Below are 17,357 nucleotides of genomic sequence, written 5' to 3' on the forward strand. Positions count from 1 at the left end.
GCTGGAACGTGACGTGGTGCCGGTGAGCGTGCCAGGAGTGCACGCCCGCTCGACGGCGGCGCCATCCGCACCAGGTGAGAACCCCGGCCGCCACGGCGACGCCGCACGGGCTCCGGGCCCGCATTGGACGAGCGATGCGGCCACGACGGCCAGTGGCGGCGCCTGAGTCGTCGTCAGGACGTGGCCGCCGGGCGCCCGGCCGTGTCGTCGCCGGCGGTAACGGCACGCCCGGTGTCGTCGGCGCCGGCGTCGTTCGTCGAGTTCTCGTCCGCCGAGGCGGCCTCGCTCGTCAGCGCGCCGGACGGGTCGGGGATGCGGCCGTCGGACAGCAACGACAGCACCGGCACGTGATGCAGGCGGACGTAGGGGAGCGGGACGGGCGTGCCGTCGGTCAGCACCGCACGGATCGCGGCCTTCTCCGTGATCGACAGGCCCGAGAGTTCGTCCCAGCGCATCGAGCGGCTGCTCGTCAGGGTGCGGACGGTCAGCCCCTCCGCGGTCGCCGTCGTGCGGACGCGCACCACCCAGAGCACGACGGCCACGGGGATCAGATACAGCAGCTGCAGTCCGGGCGCGCTGAAAGCGATCGGGGTGACACCGAACAACAGGATCGGGACGGTCAGCAGGGACGCCGCCGGGACACGGAACACCGCGCGGCGCTGTTTGCGCACGACCTGTTCGTCGCGGGCCTGCTGCTCGCCGAGCGGGGCTCCGGACTGCTGCGGGGCTCCGGACTGCTGCGCGGCTCCGGACTGCTGCTGCGGGTCACCTGATTCGTCTGCCACACCTCGATGGTGCCACCGCCGGATGACCTCACGATATTCCGGGCTGCAGCTGCGCAGGGTCAACGGTGTCGGCAGAGGACTCCGGAGGGGCAGGACGACCCGGCAGGACGAGCCCGTCCGGGCGGGCCGGCAGGACGGGGCGGCAGAGCAGGAGCGGCTGGGCCGTCCGGGCGGGTCTGTGGGCGACTGCGGCGGTGGTGTTCCCGTCGTGGTGCTGCCGGACGGCGTCCGTCCGGTTGCCCCGGGTGTCCGCTGATTGGATCAGCGTTCCAGTATTCGGAATCACTATCCCGCAGAGTTGACACTCGCATCGTGATCGGACTACCGTCACCGCTGTGACACCGCAGACGATTCTCGTACTTCCCAAGCGCGTTGACGCCGAGAGCGACGCTTAGGAAGCCGCCTCTGCATCAACGCGCGACCCTCGTACGGCCACCCCGGTCGGCGGGGGTTTTTTGATGTCGGGGTTGTGCTGTCACGGAACCGATCGGGTGACACCGGGTGAGGTCACGACGACTCACCGCCGCACGACGACCACCGTGGAGATCACCATCGCGGCGATCGCCGAACGGCGACCACCACGGCGGCAACCATCACAAACAGGCACAAGAACAACAGGCACAAGAACAACAGGCACAAGAACAACAGGCACAAGAACAACCCCGCCCACGACAGGAATCACCACAACAGGCACAGACGACCGGCACACGACAACTCGACCCGAGAACCGACCCGAGAAGCCGACGAGCCAGCAGGATCGACTCAGCACGCTCGAGAGCACCAGGACACGAGGCAGAAATCGATGACTAGCGCGACCTCGCGATCGGAATCCGGCTCGGCCGGAGACACCGGAGCCACGGACGCCTCCGAGGCGTCCCGCAAGTCCTCCCAGCCGAACGGACCCCGTCCGAAGCCCACCCCGCCCGCGGGCACGCCCGTCCGCGTCACCGGCGCCCAGTCGCTCGTACGGGCGCTCGAGGCGGTCGGCTCCGAGGTCGTCTTCGGCATTCCGGGTGGCACGATTCTGCCCGCCTACGACCCGCTTCTCGACTCGACGAAGGTTCGCCACGTGCTCGTGCGGCACGAACAGGCCGCAGGCCACGCCGCAACGGGGTACGCCCAGGCCACCGGCAAGGTCGGCGTGTGCATGGCGACCTCCGGTCCCGGCGCCACCAACCTGGTCACCCCGCTGGCCGACGCCAACATGGACTCGGTGCCGCTGGTGGCGATCACCGGGCAGCAGACGCGCGCACTCATCGGCACGGACGCGTTCCAGGAAGCCGACATCTGCGGCATCACGATGCCGATCACCAAGCACAACTTCCTCGTCACCGACCCGGCCGACATCCCGCGGGTCATCGCGGAGGCGTTCCATCTCGCCGCCACGGGCCGTCCCGGACCGGTGCTGGTCGACATCCCCAAGGACGTGCTGCAGGAGACGACATCGTTCGCGTGGCCGCCGGAGATGACGCTGCCCGGCTACCGGCCCACCCTGCGCCCGCACGGCAAGCAGGTGCGTGAGGCGGCGCGGTTGATCTCGCAGTCGCGCAGGCCGGTGCTGTACGTCGGCGGCGGCGTGCTCAAGGCCGAGGCGTCGGAGGAGCTGGCCGAGCTGGCCGAGCTGACCGGTATCCCCGTCGCGACGACACTGATGGCGCGCGGCGCGTTCCCCGATTCGCACGACCACCACGTGGGCATGCCCGGCATGCACGGCAGCGTGTCCGCCGTCGCCGCCATGCAGCGTGCGGATCTGCTGTTGGCGCTCGGCGCGCGGTTCGACGACCGGGTCACCGGCAGGCTCGACTCGTTCGCGCCCGAGGCCACCGTCGTGCACGCCGACATCGATCCGGCCGAGATCTCCAAGAACCGCAAGGCCGACGTGCCGATCGTGGGCGACTGCAAGGAGATCCTCCGTGAGCTCATCGAAGCCGTGAAGTTCGAGCACGACCGCGGTGACCGTCCCGACCTGACCGCATGGTGGACGCAGATCAACTCGTGGCGTGACACGTTCCCCGCCGGGTACGAGTGGCCCGACGACGGCGCGCTCGCGCCGCAGTACGTCATCGAGCGCATCGGCGCGCTCGTCGGGCCGGACGCCTACTACGCGGCGGGCGTCGGCCAGCACCAGATGTGGGCGGCGCAGTTCATCAAGTACGACAACCCGCGCAGCTGGATCAACTCGGGCGGGCTCGGCACGATGGGCTTCGCCGTGCCCGCGGCGATGGGCGCGCAGTTCGCGCACCCCGGGGCCCAGGTGTGGGCCATCGACGGCGACGGCTGCTTCCAGATGACCAACCAGGAACTGGCCACCTGTGCGCTCGAAGGGGCTCCGATCAAGGTCGCCGTGATCAACAACGGCAACCTGGGCATGGTGCGGCAGTGGCAGAATCTCTTCTACGCCGAGCGCTACTCCAACACCGACCTCGGCACGCACAAGCACCGCATCCCGGACTTCGCGCTCCTCGCCGAGTCGCTCGGCTGTGCGGGCCTGCGGTGTGAGACGGCCGACGAGGTAGACGACGTCATCAAGCAGGCGATGGCGATCGACGACCGCCCTGTCGTGATCGACTTCGTCGTCGGCAAGGATGCTCAGGTGTGGCCGATGGTCGGCCCCGGCGCCAGCAACGACGAGGTGATGGCGGCCCGCGGCATCCGGCCGCTGTTCGACGACGACGATGTCGCCGACGGACCCGCATCCGGTGGGGTCGTCGCCGACAGGGCCGTCACCGACGTGCGAGGGGAGCAGTAAGACTGATGAGCATGCACACGCTGAGCGTCCTGGTGGAGAACGTCCCCGGCGTGCTCGCCCGTGTCTCCGGACTGTTCTCCCGCCGGGGTTTCAACATCGAGTCCCTCGCCGTCGGGCCCACGGAGAACCCCGAGGTGTCCCGGATGACGATCGTCGTCGCCGTCGAGGAGCAACCCCTCGAACAGGTGACCAAGCAGCTCAACAAGCTCGTGAACGTCATCAAGATCGTGGAACTCGACCCGGACAGCTCCGTGCAGCGCGACCTGCTGCTGGTGAAGGTGCGGGCCGATGCCACCGTGCGCAGTCAGGTCCTCGAAACCGTGGAGATGTTCCGCGCGAAGGTGGTCGACGTCTCGCCGGAGGCGGTCACCGTCGAGGCCACCGGCACGCACGACAAACTGAACGCGCTCATGCGCATGCTGGAACCGTACGGTGTGCGCGAGCTCGTGAAATCCGGCATGGTCGCGCTCGGCCGGGGTGCCCGGTCGATCACCGCGAACTCAACCCGATAGAACCTGCGGCCACCGAGCGCCGCCGAGCCCGCGCGTCAGCCGGAAGCTGCGTCGCGGGCACATCACGCGATGGGAAAGGAAGTACCGCCCCTCATGTCAGTCGAAATCTTCTACGACGACGACGCCGATCTCAGCATCATCCAGGGCCGTAAGGTCGCCGTCATCGGGTACGGCAGTCAGGGCCACGCGCACGCGCTGAGCCTGCGCGACTCCGGCGTCGACGTCCGCATCGGCCTGGCCGAGGGTTCGAAGTCGCGCCCCAAGGCCGAGGAGGAGGGCCTGCAGGTCGGCACGGTGTCCGAGGTCTCCGCGTGGGCCGACGTGATCATGATCCTCGCGCCCGACACGAAGCAGCGCGAGATCTACACCGCCGACATCGAGCCGAACCTCAAGGCGGGCGACGCGCTCTTCTTCGGCCACGGCTTCAACATCCGGTACGACCTCATCAAGCCGCCGGCGAACGTGGACGTCGCGATGGTGGCCCCTAAGGGCCCGGGGCACCTGGTGCGCAGGCAGTTCGTCGACGGCAAGGGCGTGCCGTGCCTGATCGCCGTCGAGCAGGACCCGAGCGGTGGCGGCCAGGCCCTCGCGCTGTCGTACGCGGCCGCGATCGGCGGTGCGCGCGCCGGCGTCATCAAGACGACGTTCACCGAGGAGACCGAGACCGACCTGTTCGGTGAGCAGTCGGTCCTCTGCGGCGGCGCGTCGGCGCTCGTGCAGACCGGCTTCGAGGTGCTGACCGAGGCGGGCTACGCCCCGGAGATCGCCTACTTCGAGGTGTTGCACGAGCTCAAGCTGATCGTCGACCTCATGTACGAGGGCGGCATCGCGCGCATGCGCTACTCGATCTCCGACACCGCCGAGTACGGCGACCTCACCCGCGGTCCGCGGGTGATCACGCCTGAGGTGAAGGAAAACATGAAGGCCGTGCTGGCGGAGATCCAGGACGGCACCTTCGCCCGGGAGTGGGTCGGCGAGGACGAGGCGAACCGGCCGAACTTCACCAAGCTGCGCGAGGCCGGCGAGCAGCACCCGATCGAGGAGACCGGCAAGAAGCTGCGCGACCTGATGTCGTGGGTCGACCGCCCGATCACCGAGACGGCCTGATTCATTCGATAGGTCCGTTTTCCGCCGCAGACCCCCAGGACGTGATTCCACGTCTTGGGGGTTTGTGCTGCTCAGGGCTACCGTGCGGGGTAATGACCGACGGCGTTGACCCTGGCACGCCCTCGGCCGGGGGCCCGGGTGGGACCGCCGGCCCGGCCCGTGCCCAGCAGGCGAAGCAGGATGTGTCGGCCGCACTGGACCTGGGGTCCGCCGCGTGGACGCGGCTGCGGGACGAGGCGGGCATCGCGCGCGGGCCGGTCGAGTACGCGTTCGTGCGCCACACCGACGGCGTGACGTACGTCGTCCTGCGGTCCGTTCCCGGCGGCGAGGGGCACTCCGGCGAGGGGCACTCCGGCGAAGGGAACGCGGGCGACGGGCACGGCGGCGGCGGGCACCACGGCGCGGGGCAGCACGGCGGCGCGGAGCAGCACGGCGACCGGCACGGCGGCGGCATGGGGCACGACGGTGGCGGACAGGACGGCAGGAGGGCGGCCGGAGACGGGCACGCCTCCCACGGGCAGGCCGTGCTCGTGTTCACCCCGTCGGAATGGGATGCGTTCCTCGCGGGGGTGCGCGACGGCGAGTTCGACCGCCCACCGGAGTGATCGGCGCCGAACCCCCGTGCGCCGCGGCCGAAACCGGTGGGTACGTCGAACGGTCCGCTGCACAGCTCGCCTCGCCGACCCGCTCGTCTCGCCCGATCCGGCCGCGCTGTCCGACCCGGTCGCGCCGTCCGACCCGGGCGGCGCGGAAGTTTCGCACCGCCTTCTGCGAGACGGTGACCGGCCCCGTTACGGCCGTGCGACCGACGCCGCGGCCTTCCGCTCCCGCGTCTCGGAACGATCACGGTGACGACGCGGTGAGACAACGGAGAAAGCCCGGATCGCACGAGCTTCGGGTCGTCGAATTCGAGTGGCCGACTCGCTCCGCGCCGATTCGAGCGACGGGATCCCGCATGGTGACCTGACGAACGAAGTTCTCGTTCGGCCGTCGTGACCAGGGACAACGCGGAGAGAATTGTCCTCGATGGCGCTGATTTGCCGTCCGAGCATTGCGTCTGCGTTAACTCGGGCGGATAGACTCCTTCCGATCGAGGGCACAGTGACGTGACCTCGACCACGTCGACGATCGCCCCGGCTGGCGAGCAGCACCGGGCAGGTCCGTCGGCGAGTGCGGGGCAGGCGCAGGTCGTGACACGCAGTCCGCAGCGGAGCCGAGGCGCACCGCCCGCCGCTCCGGCCTGCGGTACGTGACACCGCGAGAGCGGGCGTGCCTGCCGCACAAGACCAGTGAGTCGAGCTACGGAAAGGCGCAACGTGACCACTTCCACCAAGCCCGTCGTCCTCCTCGCCGAGAAGCTCGCTCCCTCCGCGGTGAGCGTCTTCGGAGACGAGGTCGAGATCCGGCACGTGGACGGAACGGACCGGCCGGCACTGCTCGAGGCGGTGAAGACCGCCGACGCGCTGCTCGTACGGTCCGCGACGCAGGTCGACGCCGAGGTGCTCGACGCCACCAGCTCACTGAAGGTGGTCGCCCGCGCCGGTGTCGGTCTCGACAACGTCGACGTGCCCGCTGCCACCCAGCACGGTGTGCTCGTGGTGAACGCGCCGACGTCGAACATCGTCTCCGCAGCCGAGCACGCCATCGCGCTGCTGCTGTCGGTGCTGCGCCGTGTTCCCGCCGCCGACCAGAGCCTGCAGGGCGGCGAATGGAAGCGCAGCTCCTACACCGGTGTCGAGCTGAACGGCAAGACCGTCGGTGTCGTCGGCTTCGGCAAGATCGGCCAGCTCGTGTCGCAGCGCCTCGGCGCGTTCGACACGAAGCTGCTGGCCTATGACCCGTACGCCTCGGCGGCGCGTGCCAAGCAGTTCGGCGTCGAACTCGTCACCCTCGACGAGCTGCTCGAGCGTGCCGACATCGTCACCGTCCACCTGCCGAAGACGCCCGAGACCAAGGGCCTGATCGACGCGAAGGCGCTGGCGAAGACCAAGAAGGGCGTCATCGTCGTCAACGCCGCGCGTGGCGGCCTGATCGACGAGGACGCGCTGGCAGGCGCCGTGTCGGACGGCCACGTGGGCGGCGCGGGCATCGACGTGTTCGAGTCGGAGCCGGTCACCGAGAGCCCGCTGTTCGGCCTGCCCAACGTCGTGGTCACGCCGCACCTCGGCGCGTCGACGGGGGAGGCGCAGGACCGTGCGGGCACCGACGTCGCCAAGTCCACGCTGCTGGCGCTGCGCGGCGAGTTCGTGCCGGACGCGGTGAACGTCGCGGGCGGTGCGGTCACCGACGAGGTGCGCCCGTACCTGCCGCTGGCGCAGAAGCTCGGCACCGTGCTGTCGGCGTTCAGCGCGAAGGCGCCGCAGTCGGTGTCGGTCGTCGCCTCCGGCGAACTGTCCGGTGAGGACGTCAGCGTGCTGCAGCTGGCGGCGCTGCGGGGCGTGTTCGCGGGCGTCGTCGAGTCGCAGGTGACGTTCGTGAACGCGCCGCGGCTGGCCGAGGAACTGGGCGTGCAGGTGTCGGTCAGCACGGAGCCGGAGAGCCAGAGCTACCGCAGCCAGCTGACGGTGCGCGCGGTGCAGGACGACGGCACGGCGCACACGGTGTCGGGCTCGGTCACCGGCAAGGACGAGGTGCAGAAGCTGATCGAGATCGACGGCAGGCACTTCGACATCCGGGCCGAGGGCAACATGCTCCTCATGGAGTACCCCGACAAGCCGGGCATCATGGGCCGGGTCGGCACCGTGCTGGGCGAGGCCGGCGTCAACATCGACGCCGCGCAGATCAGCCAGACCACCGACCGTTCCGACTCGGTGATGCTGCTGCGGGTGGACCGCCCCGTCGACCCGGCACTGCTCGACCCGATCGGCGCCGCCGTGTCGGCGCGCAAGATCCGGTCGATCTCGTTCCTGTGACCACGGTCGTCGGACACCAGGTACAAACCATCACATTCGGGTAAAACGCTACGAACGGCGCTATTGGGTGACGCCCCCAGTGGTGTTGGCTGGCTGACCATCGATTGTCAACCTCCCGACCCATTGGGGGCGCCCCCATATGAACCGCTGGCGAGCACGTCTGCTCGCGATCTGTTCGACCGTCCTGCTGGCCGCCACGTTCGCGGCAGGCGGGGCGTCGGCGCAGGACGCAGCGCGTATCGAACCCTTGCCGACCGCCTCGGCAGACGACCTCGACCCGGGTCGCGCCGATGGCGGCATTTCCCCGCGGTTGGCCGAATCGCAGGGCCGCACCGCGGCCTTCGTCGAGGTGAAGAAGCGGTCCGCGGTCGACGCGTTCAACGACGAGAAGGGCAAGGGCACGAACGCCGCCGCGAAGGCCGCGAAACGTGCCAGGTCCGCCGCGCTGGGCGCCGTCGACACGGTCGTCGGCAATCTCAGGGCCTCCGACGGCAGCACGACGGTGCTGGCACGCACGGCCAACGCGATCGCCGGTGCCGTCGTCGCGGCCGACGCGGAGCGCCTGCGGGAGCTGGCCGGCCGCGACGACGTCGTGTCCGTGAAGCCGATCGTGCCGAAGAAGCACCAGAACGCCGGTGCCGATCAGCTGACCAAGGCCATCAACGTCTGGCAGCAGACGGGCCATTACGGCGAGGGCGTCAAGGTCGGTGTCATCGACAGCGGTATCGACTACACGCACGCCACGTTCGGCGGGCTGGGGACGAAGGACGCCTACGAATCGGTCGACCCGACGAAGGAGGCCCCGGAGCTGTTCCCGTCGGCGAAGGTCGCGGGCGGCACGGACCTCGTCGGCGACGACTACGACGCGTCGGGCGAGAACGGCTCGGAGACCCCGAAGCCGGACCCGAACCCGTTGCCGTGCATGGATCACGGCACGCACGTGGCCGGTACCGCGGCGGGCTACGGCGTCGAGGCCGACGGATCGACGTTCAATGGTGACTACTCGAAGCTCGACGGCGACGCGCTGATGGACATGAAGGTCGCGCCGGGCAGCGCACCGAAGGCCGAGCTGTACGACATCAAGGTGTTCGGCTGCGCCGGCTCGACGGCCGTCATGGCGGAGGCGATGGACTGGACGCTCGACCCGAACGGCGACGGTGACTTCTCCGACAAGCTCGACGTCGTCAACATGTCGGTCGGCAGTGACTACGGCGCGCCGGACGATCCGGAGGCCGACTTCGTGCGCAAGCTCGTCGCCAACGACGTGCTGCCGGTGATGTCGGCGGGCAACGGCGGCGACCTGTACGACATCGGCGGCAGCCCCGGCAACACGCCCGAGGGCCTGGGCGTGGCGAGCATTCGTGACTCCTACGTGTTGCGCGACGCCGTCGAGGTGGCTGCACCGTCCGATGTGGCCGGAAAGGTCGCAGGCCAGTTCAGCCTCCACTACGCCGATTACGACTCGCTCGACATCACGAAGCCGGTCGTGGCGCTCTCCGGCGACAACGCCGACGGTTGCGCGGAGTTCTCCGAGTCCGACGCGGCCGCGGTGAAGGACAAGATCGCCTGGCTCGAGTGGGACGACAACGACGAGACGCGGCAGTGCGGTTCGGGCGCGCGCGGACCATGCCACAGCGGCCGGTGCCGCCGGCGTCGTGTTCACCTCCGGGGTGCAGAACTTCGGCGCGGCCATCGCGGGCAACGAGGACGTTCCGGTCTTCCAGTTGACCGGTGAGGCCACGGAGAACCTGCGTCCTGCCCTCGACGCGGGCACCCTCGAGGTCACCATGACCGGTGACGGCCGCACGTCGCTTCCCACCGAGGACGAGTCCATCGAGGACACCCCGAGCTCGTTCACCTCGCGCGGGGTGCGCGGCCCCGCGGTCAAACCGGACCTGGCATCGCCCGGCGACACGATCGCCTCGGCGCTGATGGGTGGCGGGGACGCCGCCACGGTCATGTCGGGCACGTCGATGGCCTCGCCGCATGCGGCGGGCATCACGGCGCTGGTGCGGGAGGCCAACCCGGACTGGAACGCCACCGAGGTCAAGAACTCGGTCATGAACACCGCGGCCCACGAGGTGACCTCCGAGGGCACGGTCGTCGGGCCGCAGCGGGTCGGTGCGGGCCGTGTCGACGCGCGGGCCGCGATCGACAACGACGTCATGGCCTACTCGCTGCACGACCGCAAGGCCGTCAGCGTGTCGTTCGGCGTGCTGGAGGTTAGCCAACCGACCGTGAAGCGCGAGGTGGTCCGTATCGTCAACAAGGGTGACGAGACCAAGCGGTACTCGCTGCGCTATGCGGCCTCGTCCACCGTCCCGGGGGTGAGCTACGAACTCTCGTCCGAGTCGGTGACCGTGCCGGCCCGCGGCAGCGCCGACGTGGCCGTGAAGCTGCGGATCGACCCGGCGGCGATGCGCAAGACGATCGATCCGACACTGGAGCGCAACCAGCTCGACGTGCCGCGGCAGTTCGTCGCCGAGGCCGCGGGGCGCATGGTGCTCGAGCCCCAGGGCCAGGGTGCGACGCTGCGGCTCCCGGTGCACGCAGCGCCGAAGCCGGTGGCGAAACTGCACCACTCCCGGAACATCGCCTTCCGGGGCGGGTCCGACACCGCGGACGTGCGGGTACTGGGTCGCGGCCTGGACCAGGGTTCCGGCAGGGAGGCCTACCGGTCGTTGATGAGCATCATGGAGCTGCACGCCCGGTCGCCGAAGCTGCCGCCCTGCCTCGGCGAGCAGACGAGCGGCTGTGCGGTCAACGAGACCGCCGAGGGCGGCGACCTGCGCCACGTCGGTGCCACGTCGGTGGGCGAGGGCGACGGTGCGATGCTCGCGTTCGGACTGTCCACATGGGGCAACTGGTCGAGTCTCGGCGGGCACACGATCCCGTACGTCCACACCGACACCGACGGCGACGGTGAGGCCGACTACGAGACGTACGCCATGCCGATGCCGTCCACTGACGTACTTGTCGCCCAGACCGTTCGGTTGTCCGACGGTTCCACTGTGGACCTGCAGCCGGTCAACGGGCAGTTCGGTGACGTCGACACCAACACGTTCGACAGCAACGTCGCGGTGCTGCCGGTGTCGCTGGGTGCGCTGGGGATCGACCCGTCGGCCGACTCGCACGAGATCAGCTACACGGTCGGCGTCTCCGGCTTCTACGGCGACCCGGAGACCGGCGATGTGGACAGGATCGACGAGCCGGTCGCATTCGATCCGCTGAACCCGGCCTACACCGTCGCGGGCGCCGACGATGCCGCTGCGCTGTCGTACGTGGCCGGTCGCGGTGACCGGTTCACGGTGACGCGCAACCCGGACTCGGCGGACTCGGCCGAGGGGCTGCTGGTGCTGAACCACCACAACGCCTCCGGCAGGCGCGCCTCGGCGGTCGGCATCCACGAGCTCGACCACCGGCCGGTGTCGACCGACGACGGCTGAGCGGGCGAGGCGGGCTCGCTGCGGGTCATGCCGATCGCGTGACCAGGTGTGCCCGGGACCCTCGCGCGGGGTCCCGGGCACACCTGTGAGACCACCGGACGGGGGACCCGCGACGGTGGCGCATGGGCCGTTGGGGTGGTCGCGGGTCGACAGTTCGTCGACGCCCGGTAACCTGCCGTCGCTGGCTTTGGATGCGAATGGGGTACCCGCGGTCGATGGGACCCGGTCTGACGGAGGTGTGTGGATGCGGCTCGCTGTGATCCCGGGTGATGGGATCGGGCCCGAAGTGGTCTCCGAAGCGATCAAGGTCCTCGGGGAGGTCGTCCCGAACGCCGAGACGACCAGCTACGACCTCGGTGCGTCCCGCTGGCACTCGACGGGTGAACTGCTGCCCGAGTCGGTGCTGGGCGAACTCGCCGAGCACGACGCGATCCTGCTGGGCGCGGTCGGCGATCCGAGTGTGCCGAGCGGCATTCTCGAGCGCGGCCTGCTGCTGCGGCTTCGGTTCGAGCTCGATCACCACGTCAATCTCCGCCCCGGCCGTCTGTACCCCGGCGTGCAGGGCCCGTTGGGGGACCCGGGCGAGATCGACATGATCGTCGTCCGTGAGGGCACCGAGGGCCCGTACGCCGGCAACGGCGGTCTGCTCCGCAAGGACACCGAGCACGAGATCGCGACGGAGGTCAGCCTGAACACGGCCTTCGGCATCCGCCGGGTCGTGTCGGACGCCTTCCGCCGGGCGAACGAGCGCCCGCGCAAGCACCTCACGCTCGTGCACAAGACCAACGTGCTGGAGTACTCCGGGTCGTTGTGGTCGCGGATCGTGGAAGAGGTCTCGCTCGAGTACCCCGAGGTGTCGGTGGCGTACTCGCACGTGGACGCGGCCACGATCCACATGGTCACCGACCCGAGCCGGTTCGACGTGATCGTCACCGACAACCTCTTCGGCGACATCATCACCGACCTGGCGGCCGCCGTGACCGGCGGCATCGGCCTCGCGGCCAGCGGCAACCTCGACATCTCGGGCCGTAACCCGAGCATGTTCGAGCCGGTGCACGGCAGCGCGCCCGACATCGCCGGGCAGAACGTGGCCGACCCGACCGCCACGGTGCTGTCGGTGTCGCTGCTGCTCGACCACCTCGGCGAGAAGGAAGCCGCCCGCCGCATCGAGGCGTCGGTCGCCTTCGACCTCGCGACGCGCGACCAGGCCTCGCCGGGGACGACGACGGCGATCGGTGACCGTCTCGCGGCGCTGGTGTCGTCCAACGCGGCGCCGCGTCCGGCGCTCTGAGCAGCGCCACCGAGACCTGACAGGCGCCCCGGCCGTAACGGCCGGGGCGCCTGTCGCATGTTCGGGCCCGCCTGCGGCCTATCGCCTGCGGTATCCGCCGCCACGACGGGACGGTCGACGAGAGGGACTCGGAGTGGCCGGAAACGCGGCCAGAGCTGCCGTGACGCTGTGGCCGACGTGATGCTGTGGCCGACGTGATGCGGTGGCCGACGTGATGCGGTGGCCGACGTGAAATGGGGGACGGCTACGAGTCCGGAATGTGGGAGCGGAGACCAGTGGTTGGACTCGCTCGCATGTGGTGTGGCATGATTCGGCCCATGGACACGTTTCGCGTGATCATTATTGGCAGGCGCGCCGGGTAAGTGCCCCGTAGGAGCACCCGGCGCGCAGACCTCTCGCATCCACCGCGGGGGGTCTTTTTTGTGGCCGCTTCCGGTCGCGCGTCATCGCCCGCCGCCCGCCGGCCATCCCACAGTTGTTCGCACACCGCGACGAGGAGACGAACCCGTGACCCGCACGGAACCCGCAGGCACCCCGCTCGGCGACGATTTCCACCTGTACGACACGACGCTGCGCGACGGTGCGCAGCGCGAGGGCATTTCGTACTCGGTCGCCGACAAGCTCGCCGTGGCACGGCACCTCGACGAGCTGGGCGTCGGGTTCATCGAGGGCGGCTGGCCCGGCGCGATGCCGAAGGACACCGAGTTCTTCGCCCGTGCCGCGGCGGGGGAACTGCAGCTCAAGCACGCCGCGCTCGTCGCGTTCGGATCGACTCGGCGTTCCGGTGTGGCTGCCGGTGACGACCCGCAGGTCCGCGCACTGCTGGATTCGCAGGCGCCGGTCGTCACGCTCGTGGCCAAATCGGACGTCCGGCACATCGAGCGTGCGTTGCGAGTGGACGTCGACGAGGCGTGCGCGATGGTCGCCGACACGGTCGAGTTCCTGACCGGCGAGGGCAGGCGGGTGTTCCTCGACGCGGAGCACTTCTTCGACGGCTACGCCTACGATCCGGACACCGCCCTGCGCGTGCTGGACGCCGCGGGATCGGCCGGCGCCGACGTCGTCGTCCTGTGTGACACCAACGGGGGACAGTTGCCGCTGGGGCTGGCCGACACGGTGCGCGAGGTGCGCGAGCGCACCGGGCTGCGCATCGGCATCCACTGTCAGGACGACACCTCGTGCGCCGTGGCCAACAGCATCGCCGCGGTGCAGGCGGGCGCGACCCACGTGCAGTGCACCGCCAACGGTTACGGCGAACGGGCGGGCAACGCCGACCTGTTCGCCGTCACCGGCAACCTCGTGGCCAAGCTCGGCATGGACGTCCTGCCTTCCGGGGGAGCGGCCGAGCTGACCCGCGTCTCCCACGCATTGGCAGAGATCGCGAACATCGCACCCGACACCCACCAGGCCTACGTCGGGTCGTCGGCCTTCGCTCACAAGGCGGGGCTGCACGCGAGCGCGATCAAAGTGGACCCGTTGCTGTACAACCACATCGACCCCGCGCTGGTCGGCAACGACATGCGCGTGCTCGTCACGGAGATGGCGGGCAAGGCGAGCCTCGAGCTCAAGGGGCAGGAACTCGGTGTGGACCTCGCGGGCAATCCCCGTGCACTCAGCAACACGGTCCACAAGGTGAAGGACCTCGAGGCGGGCGGCTGGTCGTTCGAAGCGGCCGACGCCTCGCTGGAACTGCTGATGCGGCGGGAGATCGCGGGCTCGGACGGACAGGAACCCGTGGGCCCACCGTTCGAGCTCGAGTCGTACCGCGTGGTGCTCGACCACCGCACCGACGGCGAGATCGTGTCCGAGGCGACGGTGAAGGTCCACGTCGCGGGGGAGCGGGTCATCGCGACGGCCGAGGGCAACGGCCCCGTAAACGCGCTCGACGCCGCCCTGCGCAAGGCGCTGCAACCGCATCTGGCGTGGTTGGACGAGATGTCGCTGTCCGACTACAAGGTGCGCATCCTGGTCAACCGCCAGGGCACCGGTGCGGTCACCCGCGTGCTCGTCGAATCGTCCGACCGCGAACGCGAATGGACGACCGTCGGTGTGCACGAGAACATCGTCGAAGCCAGCTGGCTGGCGCTGTGCGACGCGCTCGCCCACAAGGCGATGCGGGTGACCCCCGACCGGTCGTCCTGACCCGGAGCCGCCTGCTGGCGCGCCCTTGTCCCCAGGGGCACGTTGGTCGCATCCAATGCAGTCGTGAGGCCGCGTGTCGACGAGGGTGGTGGCCGGGAGACGGGTGGGCGCAGAACACGCGGGGCCCGCCCGTCACCCACCGCCGCCCAAACGGAGACGCTCCGCGCCACTGTTTAAGATGGGAACCGTGCGTTTGGCTCGGATTGCTCACCCGGAAGGAGTCGCCTTCGTCTCGGTGGACGGAGACGGCGACAGCGACGACACGATGGTCTCGGAGATCGCCGACCATCCGTTCGGTAAGCCGAACTACACCGGCAGGAAGTGGCCGCTGGCCGACACCCGCCTGCTCTCGCCGATCCTGCCGACGAAGGTGATCGCCGTCGGCCGCAACTACGCCGATCACGCCCGGGAGATGGGCAACGAGGTCCCGGCCGAGCCGATGATCTTCCTCAAGCCGTCGACGACCGTCATCGGGCCGAACGCGCCCATCCGCAGGCCGAAGCAGTCCGAGCAGGTCGACTTCGAGGGCGAACTCGCCGTCATCATCGGCCAGCCCGTGAAGAACGTCCCCGCGGCGCAGGCGGCGCAGGCCGTGCTCGGCTACACGGTCGCCAACGACGTCAGCGCCCGCGACTTCCAGCGCTCGGACGGGCAGTGGGGCCGCGCCAAGGGATTCGACACGTTCTGCCCGATCGGACCGTGGATCGAGACCGCGCTCGACCCGGCCGACCTGGCCATCCGCACCACGGTCGACGGCGAGACCAAACAGGACTCGCGCACCTCGGAGCTCGTCCACAAGATCCCCGAGCTGATCGAGTTCGTCTCGTCGGTGATGACGTTGCTGCCGGGCGACACGATCCTCACCGGAACTCCCGCCGGCGTCGGCCCCATCGTCGCCGGCCAGGAGGTGTCGGTGACCATCGACGGGATCGGCACCCTGACCAATCCCGTCGAGGACGCCTGATTCACGGCCTTCTGCGGGCGAACTCCGGCGCCTGCTCGGGCCGGAGCCCGATACCGACGAGGTAGGCGGGCACGAGCGACAGTGCCGGAACCCTGCGCAGCAGCCGCTGGACGGGTTTCGGCGGGCCCAGCCGCCTGCCTTCCACGACCGGAGCGGCCACCATCCGGTGCATCAGCCGTTGCAGCGTCTGCACCGCCGCCGTCGGCAGCAGCCTGCGCTTGCGCACTGCGGCCAGGTCGGCGGCCGTCGGCGTGCCACGCCGCAGCGGCCCGGCCAGCAGTCTCGCGGCGGCCACCGCGTCCTGCACGGCCAGATTGATGCCGACCCCGCCGATCGGTGACATCGCGTGCGCGGCGTCACCGATGCACAACAGCCCCTCCGTGTGCCACCGGGGCAGCCGGTTGAGCCGCACGTCGAGGTGTTTGACGTCGTCCATCGACGTCAGGTCGCCGACCCGGTGCGAGAGGTGCGGCAGGACCTCCGCGATGTCGCGTCGGAACGCTTCGACGCCGCGCCTGCGCAGGTCGCCGTCGGTGCCTTTGCGGCCGAGGTAGGCGAGCTGGTGGAAGCCCTCGCGCGGGATGTCGAGGACGAACCGGCCGCTGCGCATCGTGGGCGACAGTGCGGCGGTCGTGTCGTCGGGATCGCGGCCGAGCCGGAACCACCAGACGTCGAAGGGCACCGGCCATTCCTTCGGCGTCAGCCCGACCTCGCGCCGGGCGAACGACCAGCGGCCGTCGGCGGCCACGGTCAGGTCGGCGCGCAGCTCTCCCTCACCGTCCTGCCCGCGGTAGCGCACGCCCACGACCCGGCCCTCCTGCCGGAGGAGTCCGGTGACCTCCGTGTTCATGCGCAGGGTGAACGTCGGTTCGTCGGCACCGGCCTTCGCGAGCAGGTTCAGCAGGTCCCACTGCGGCGTGAGCGCGATGTACGGGTGTCGCGTCCAGCGGGCCAGCCTGCGCAGATCGCCCACCACCACCGACGTGCCGTCCGCGGCGGGGAAGGCGATCTCGTGCAGTCGGGTCTGCGGCAGGGTCGCGAACTCCTCGCCGAGTCCGAGTTCGTCGAGCAGCGTCTGCGTCGACGGGTGCACGGTGTCGCCGCGGAAGTCGCGAAGGAAATCGCCGTGCTTCTCCAGCACCGTCACCTCGATGCCCGCCCGGGCGAGCAGCAGTCCGAGCACCATGCCGGCGGGCCCGCCACCGGCGATGACGCAGTTCGTCCGTGCGGTCATCACGACCACCTCGTTTCCTCGTCGACGTTCGCTCACCGGAGCTCGCCCTTCCGGGGTCGCCCGCGGGGTCCGCTCCCGGCTCCGCTCGTGGCCGTCGCTGCCGGCCATCGCTCCCGGTCATCGCTCCCGGTCATTGCCCCCGGTCTTTTATTCAACGATCGTTGAATAGTTTCAGCATGCGCTCGCGGGCGGCCGAAGTCAACAGCGCTACGCTG

At 69.8% G+C, this 17,357-nt stretch carries 12 protein-coding genes and 1 pseudogene; 11 read left to right on the forward strand and 2 right to left on the reverse strand.

The genetic code is table 11. The features are described from left to right. Nucleotides 1–173 precede the first annotated feature (173 nt). Entirely contained in the window at nt 174–785 is a 612-nt protein-coding gene (locus LY40_RS16335; RefSeq protein WP_258937369.1) for a PH domain-containing protein, read from the reverse strand. 22 nt (nt 786–807) lie between these two features. Here LY40_RS16335 and LY40_RS16340 point away from each other — a divergent pair, with 22 nt between their 5' ends. The 11 genes and pseudogenes from LY40_RS16340 to LY40_RS16390 all read left to right on the forward strand — a co-directional run bounded on the left by LY40_RS16340 (nt 808) and on the right by LY40_RS16390 (nt 15,908). Next, complete coding sequence (locus LY40_RS16340) at nt 808–1,041, forward strand: hypothetical protein (RefSeq protein ID WP_258937370.1); 234 nt, start codon at nt 808–810, stop codon at nt 1,039–1,041. 546 nt (nt 1,042–1,587) lie between these two features. Then, nucleotides 1,588–3,534, forward strand: a complete 1,947-nt coding sequence (locus LY40_RS16345; RefSeq protein ID WP_183778595.1) for an acetolactate synthase large subunit — start codon at nt 1,588–1,590, stop codon at nt 3,532–3,534. Nucleotides 3,535–3,539: 5 nt separating this feature from the next. After that, complete coding sequence (gene ilvN / locus LY40_RS16350; RefSeq protein ID WP_183778593.1) at nt 3,540–4,046, forward strand: acetolactate synthase small subunit; 507 nt, start codon at nt 3,540–3,542, stop codon at nt 4,044–4,046. Nucleotides 4,047–4,139: 93 nt separating this feature from the next. Beyond that, entirely contained in the window at nt 4,140–5,153 is a 1,014-nt protein-coding gene (gene ilvC / locus LY40_RS16355) for a ketol-acid reductoisomerase (protein WP_183778591.1), read from the forward strand. A 521-nt stretch (nt 5,154–5,674) separates the two neighbouring features. Continuing rightward, nucleotides 5,675–5,758, forward strand: a pseudogene (locus LY40_RS16360) (DUF397 domain-containing protein); the annotation flags it as partial. A 711-nt stretch (nt 5,759–6,469) separates the two neighbouring features. After that, nucleotides 6,470–8,065, forward strand: coding sequence for a phosphoglycerate dehydrogenase (serA, locus tag LY40_RS16365; RefSeq protein WP_183778588.1), 1,596 nt, complete (start codon nt 6,470–6,472; stop codon nt 8,063–8,065). A gap of 139 nt (nt 8,066–8,204) precedes the next feature. Beyond that, nucleotides 8,205–9,800 (forward strand): S8 family serine peptidase, encoded by a 1,596-nt coding sequence (locus LY40_RS16370; RefSeq protein ID WP_258937371.1) that lies wholly within the window; start codon nt 8,205–8,207, stop codon nt 9,798–9,800. Then, entirely contained in the window at nt 9,721–11,511 is a 1,791-nt protein-coding gene (locus tag LY40_RS16375; protein WP_258937372.1) for a DUF8811 domain-containing protein, read from the forward strand. The genes LY40_RS16370 and LY40_RS16375 overlap by 80 nt, the downstream gene beginning before the upstream one ends. Nucleotides 11,512–11,755: 244 nt before the next feature. Next, the gene (locus LY40_RS16380) at nt 11,756–12,802 is read left to right on the forward strand and encodes a 3-isopropylmalate dehydrogenase (protein WP_183778586.1); all 1,047 of its coding nucleotides are present in this window, start codon (nt 11,756–11,758) and stop codon (nt 12,800–12,802) included. 507 nt (nt 12,803–13,309) lie between these two features. Then, nucleotides 13,310–14,944, forward strand: a complete 1,635-nt coding sequence (cimA, locus tag LY40_RS16385) for a citramalate synthase (RefSeq protein ID WP_183778584.1) — start codon at nt 13,310–13,312, stop codon at nt 14,942–14,944. Nucleotides 14,945–15,131: 187 nt separating this feature from the next. Then, complete coding sequence (locus tag LY40_RS16390; RefSeq protein WP_183778582.1) at nt 15,132–15,908, forward strand: fumarylacetoacetate hydrolase family protein; 777 nt, start codon at nt 15,132–15,134, stop codon at nt 15,906–15,908. A gap of 1 nt (nt 15,909) precedes the next feature. Here LY40_RS16390 and LY40_RS16395 read toward each other — a convergent pair whose 3' ends face one another. Further along, on the reverse strand, nt 15,910–17,142 hold the full coding sequence (locus LY40_RS16395) for an FAD-dependent oxidoreductase (protein ID WP_183778580.1): 1,233 nt from the start codon (nt 17,140–17,142) through the stop codon (nt 15,910–15,912). Between the last annotated feature and the right edge of the window lie 215 nt (nt 17,143–17,357).

The sequence above is a fragment of the Prauserella salsuginis genome, from assembly GCF_024648885.1.
In the GTDB taxonomy this organism is placed as follows: domain Bacteria; phylum Actinomycetota; class Actinomycetes; order Mycobacteriales; family Pseudonocardiaceae; genus Prauserella; species Prauserella salsuginis.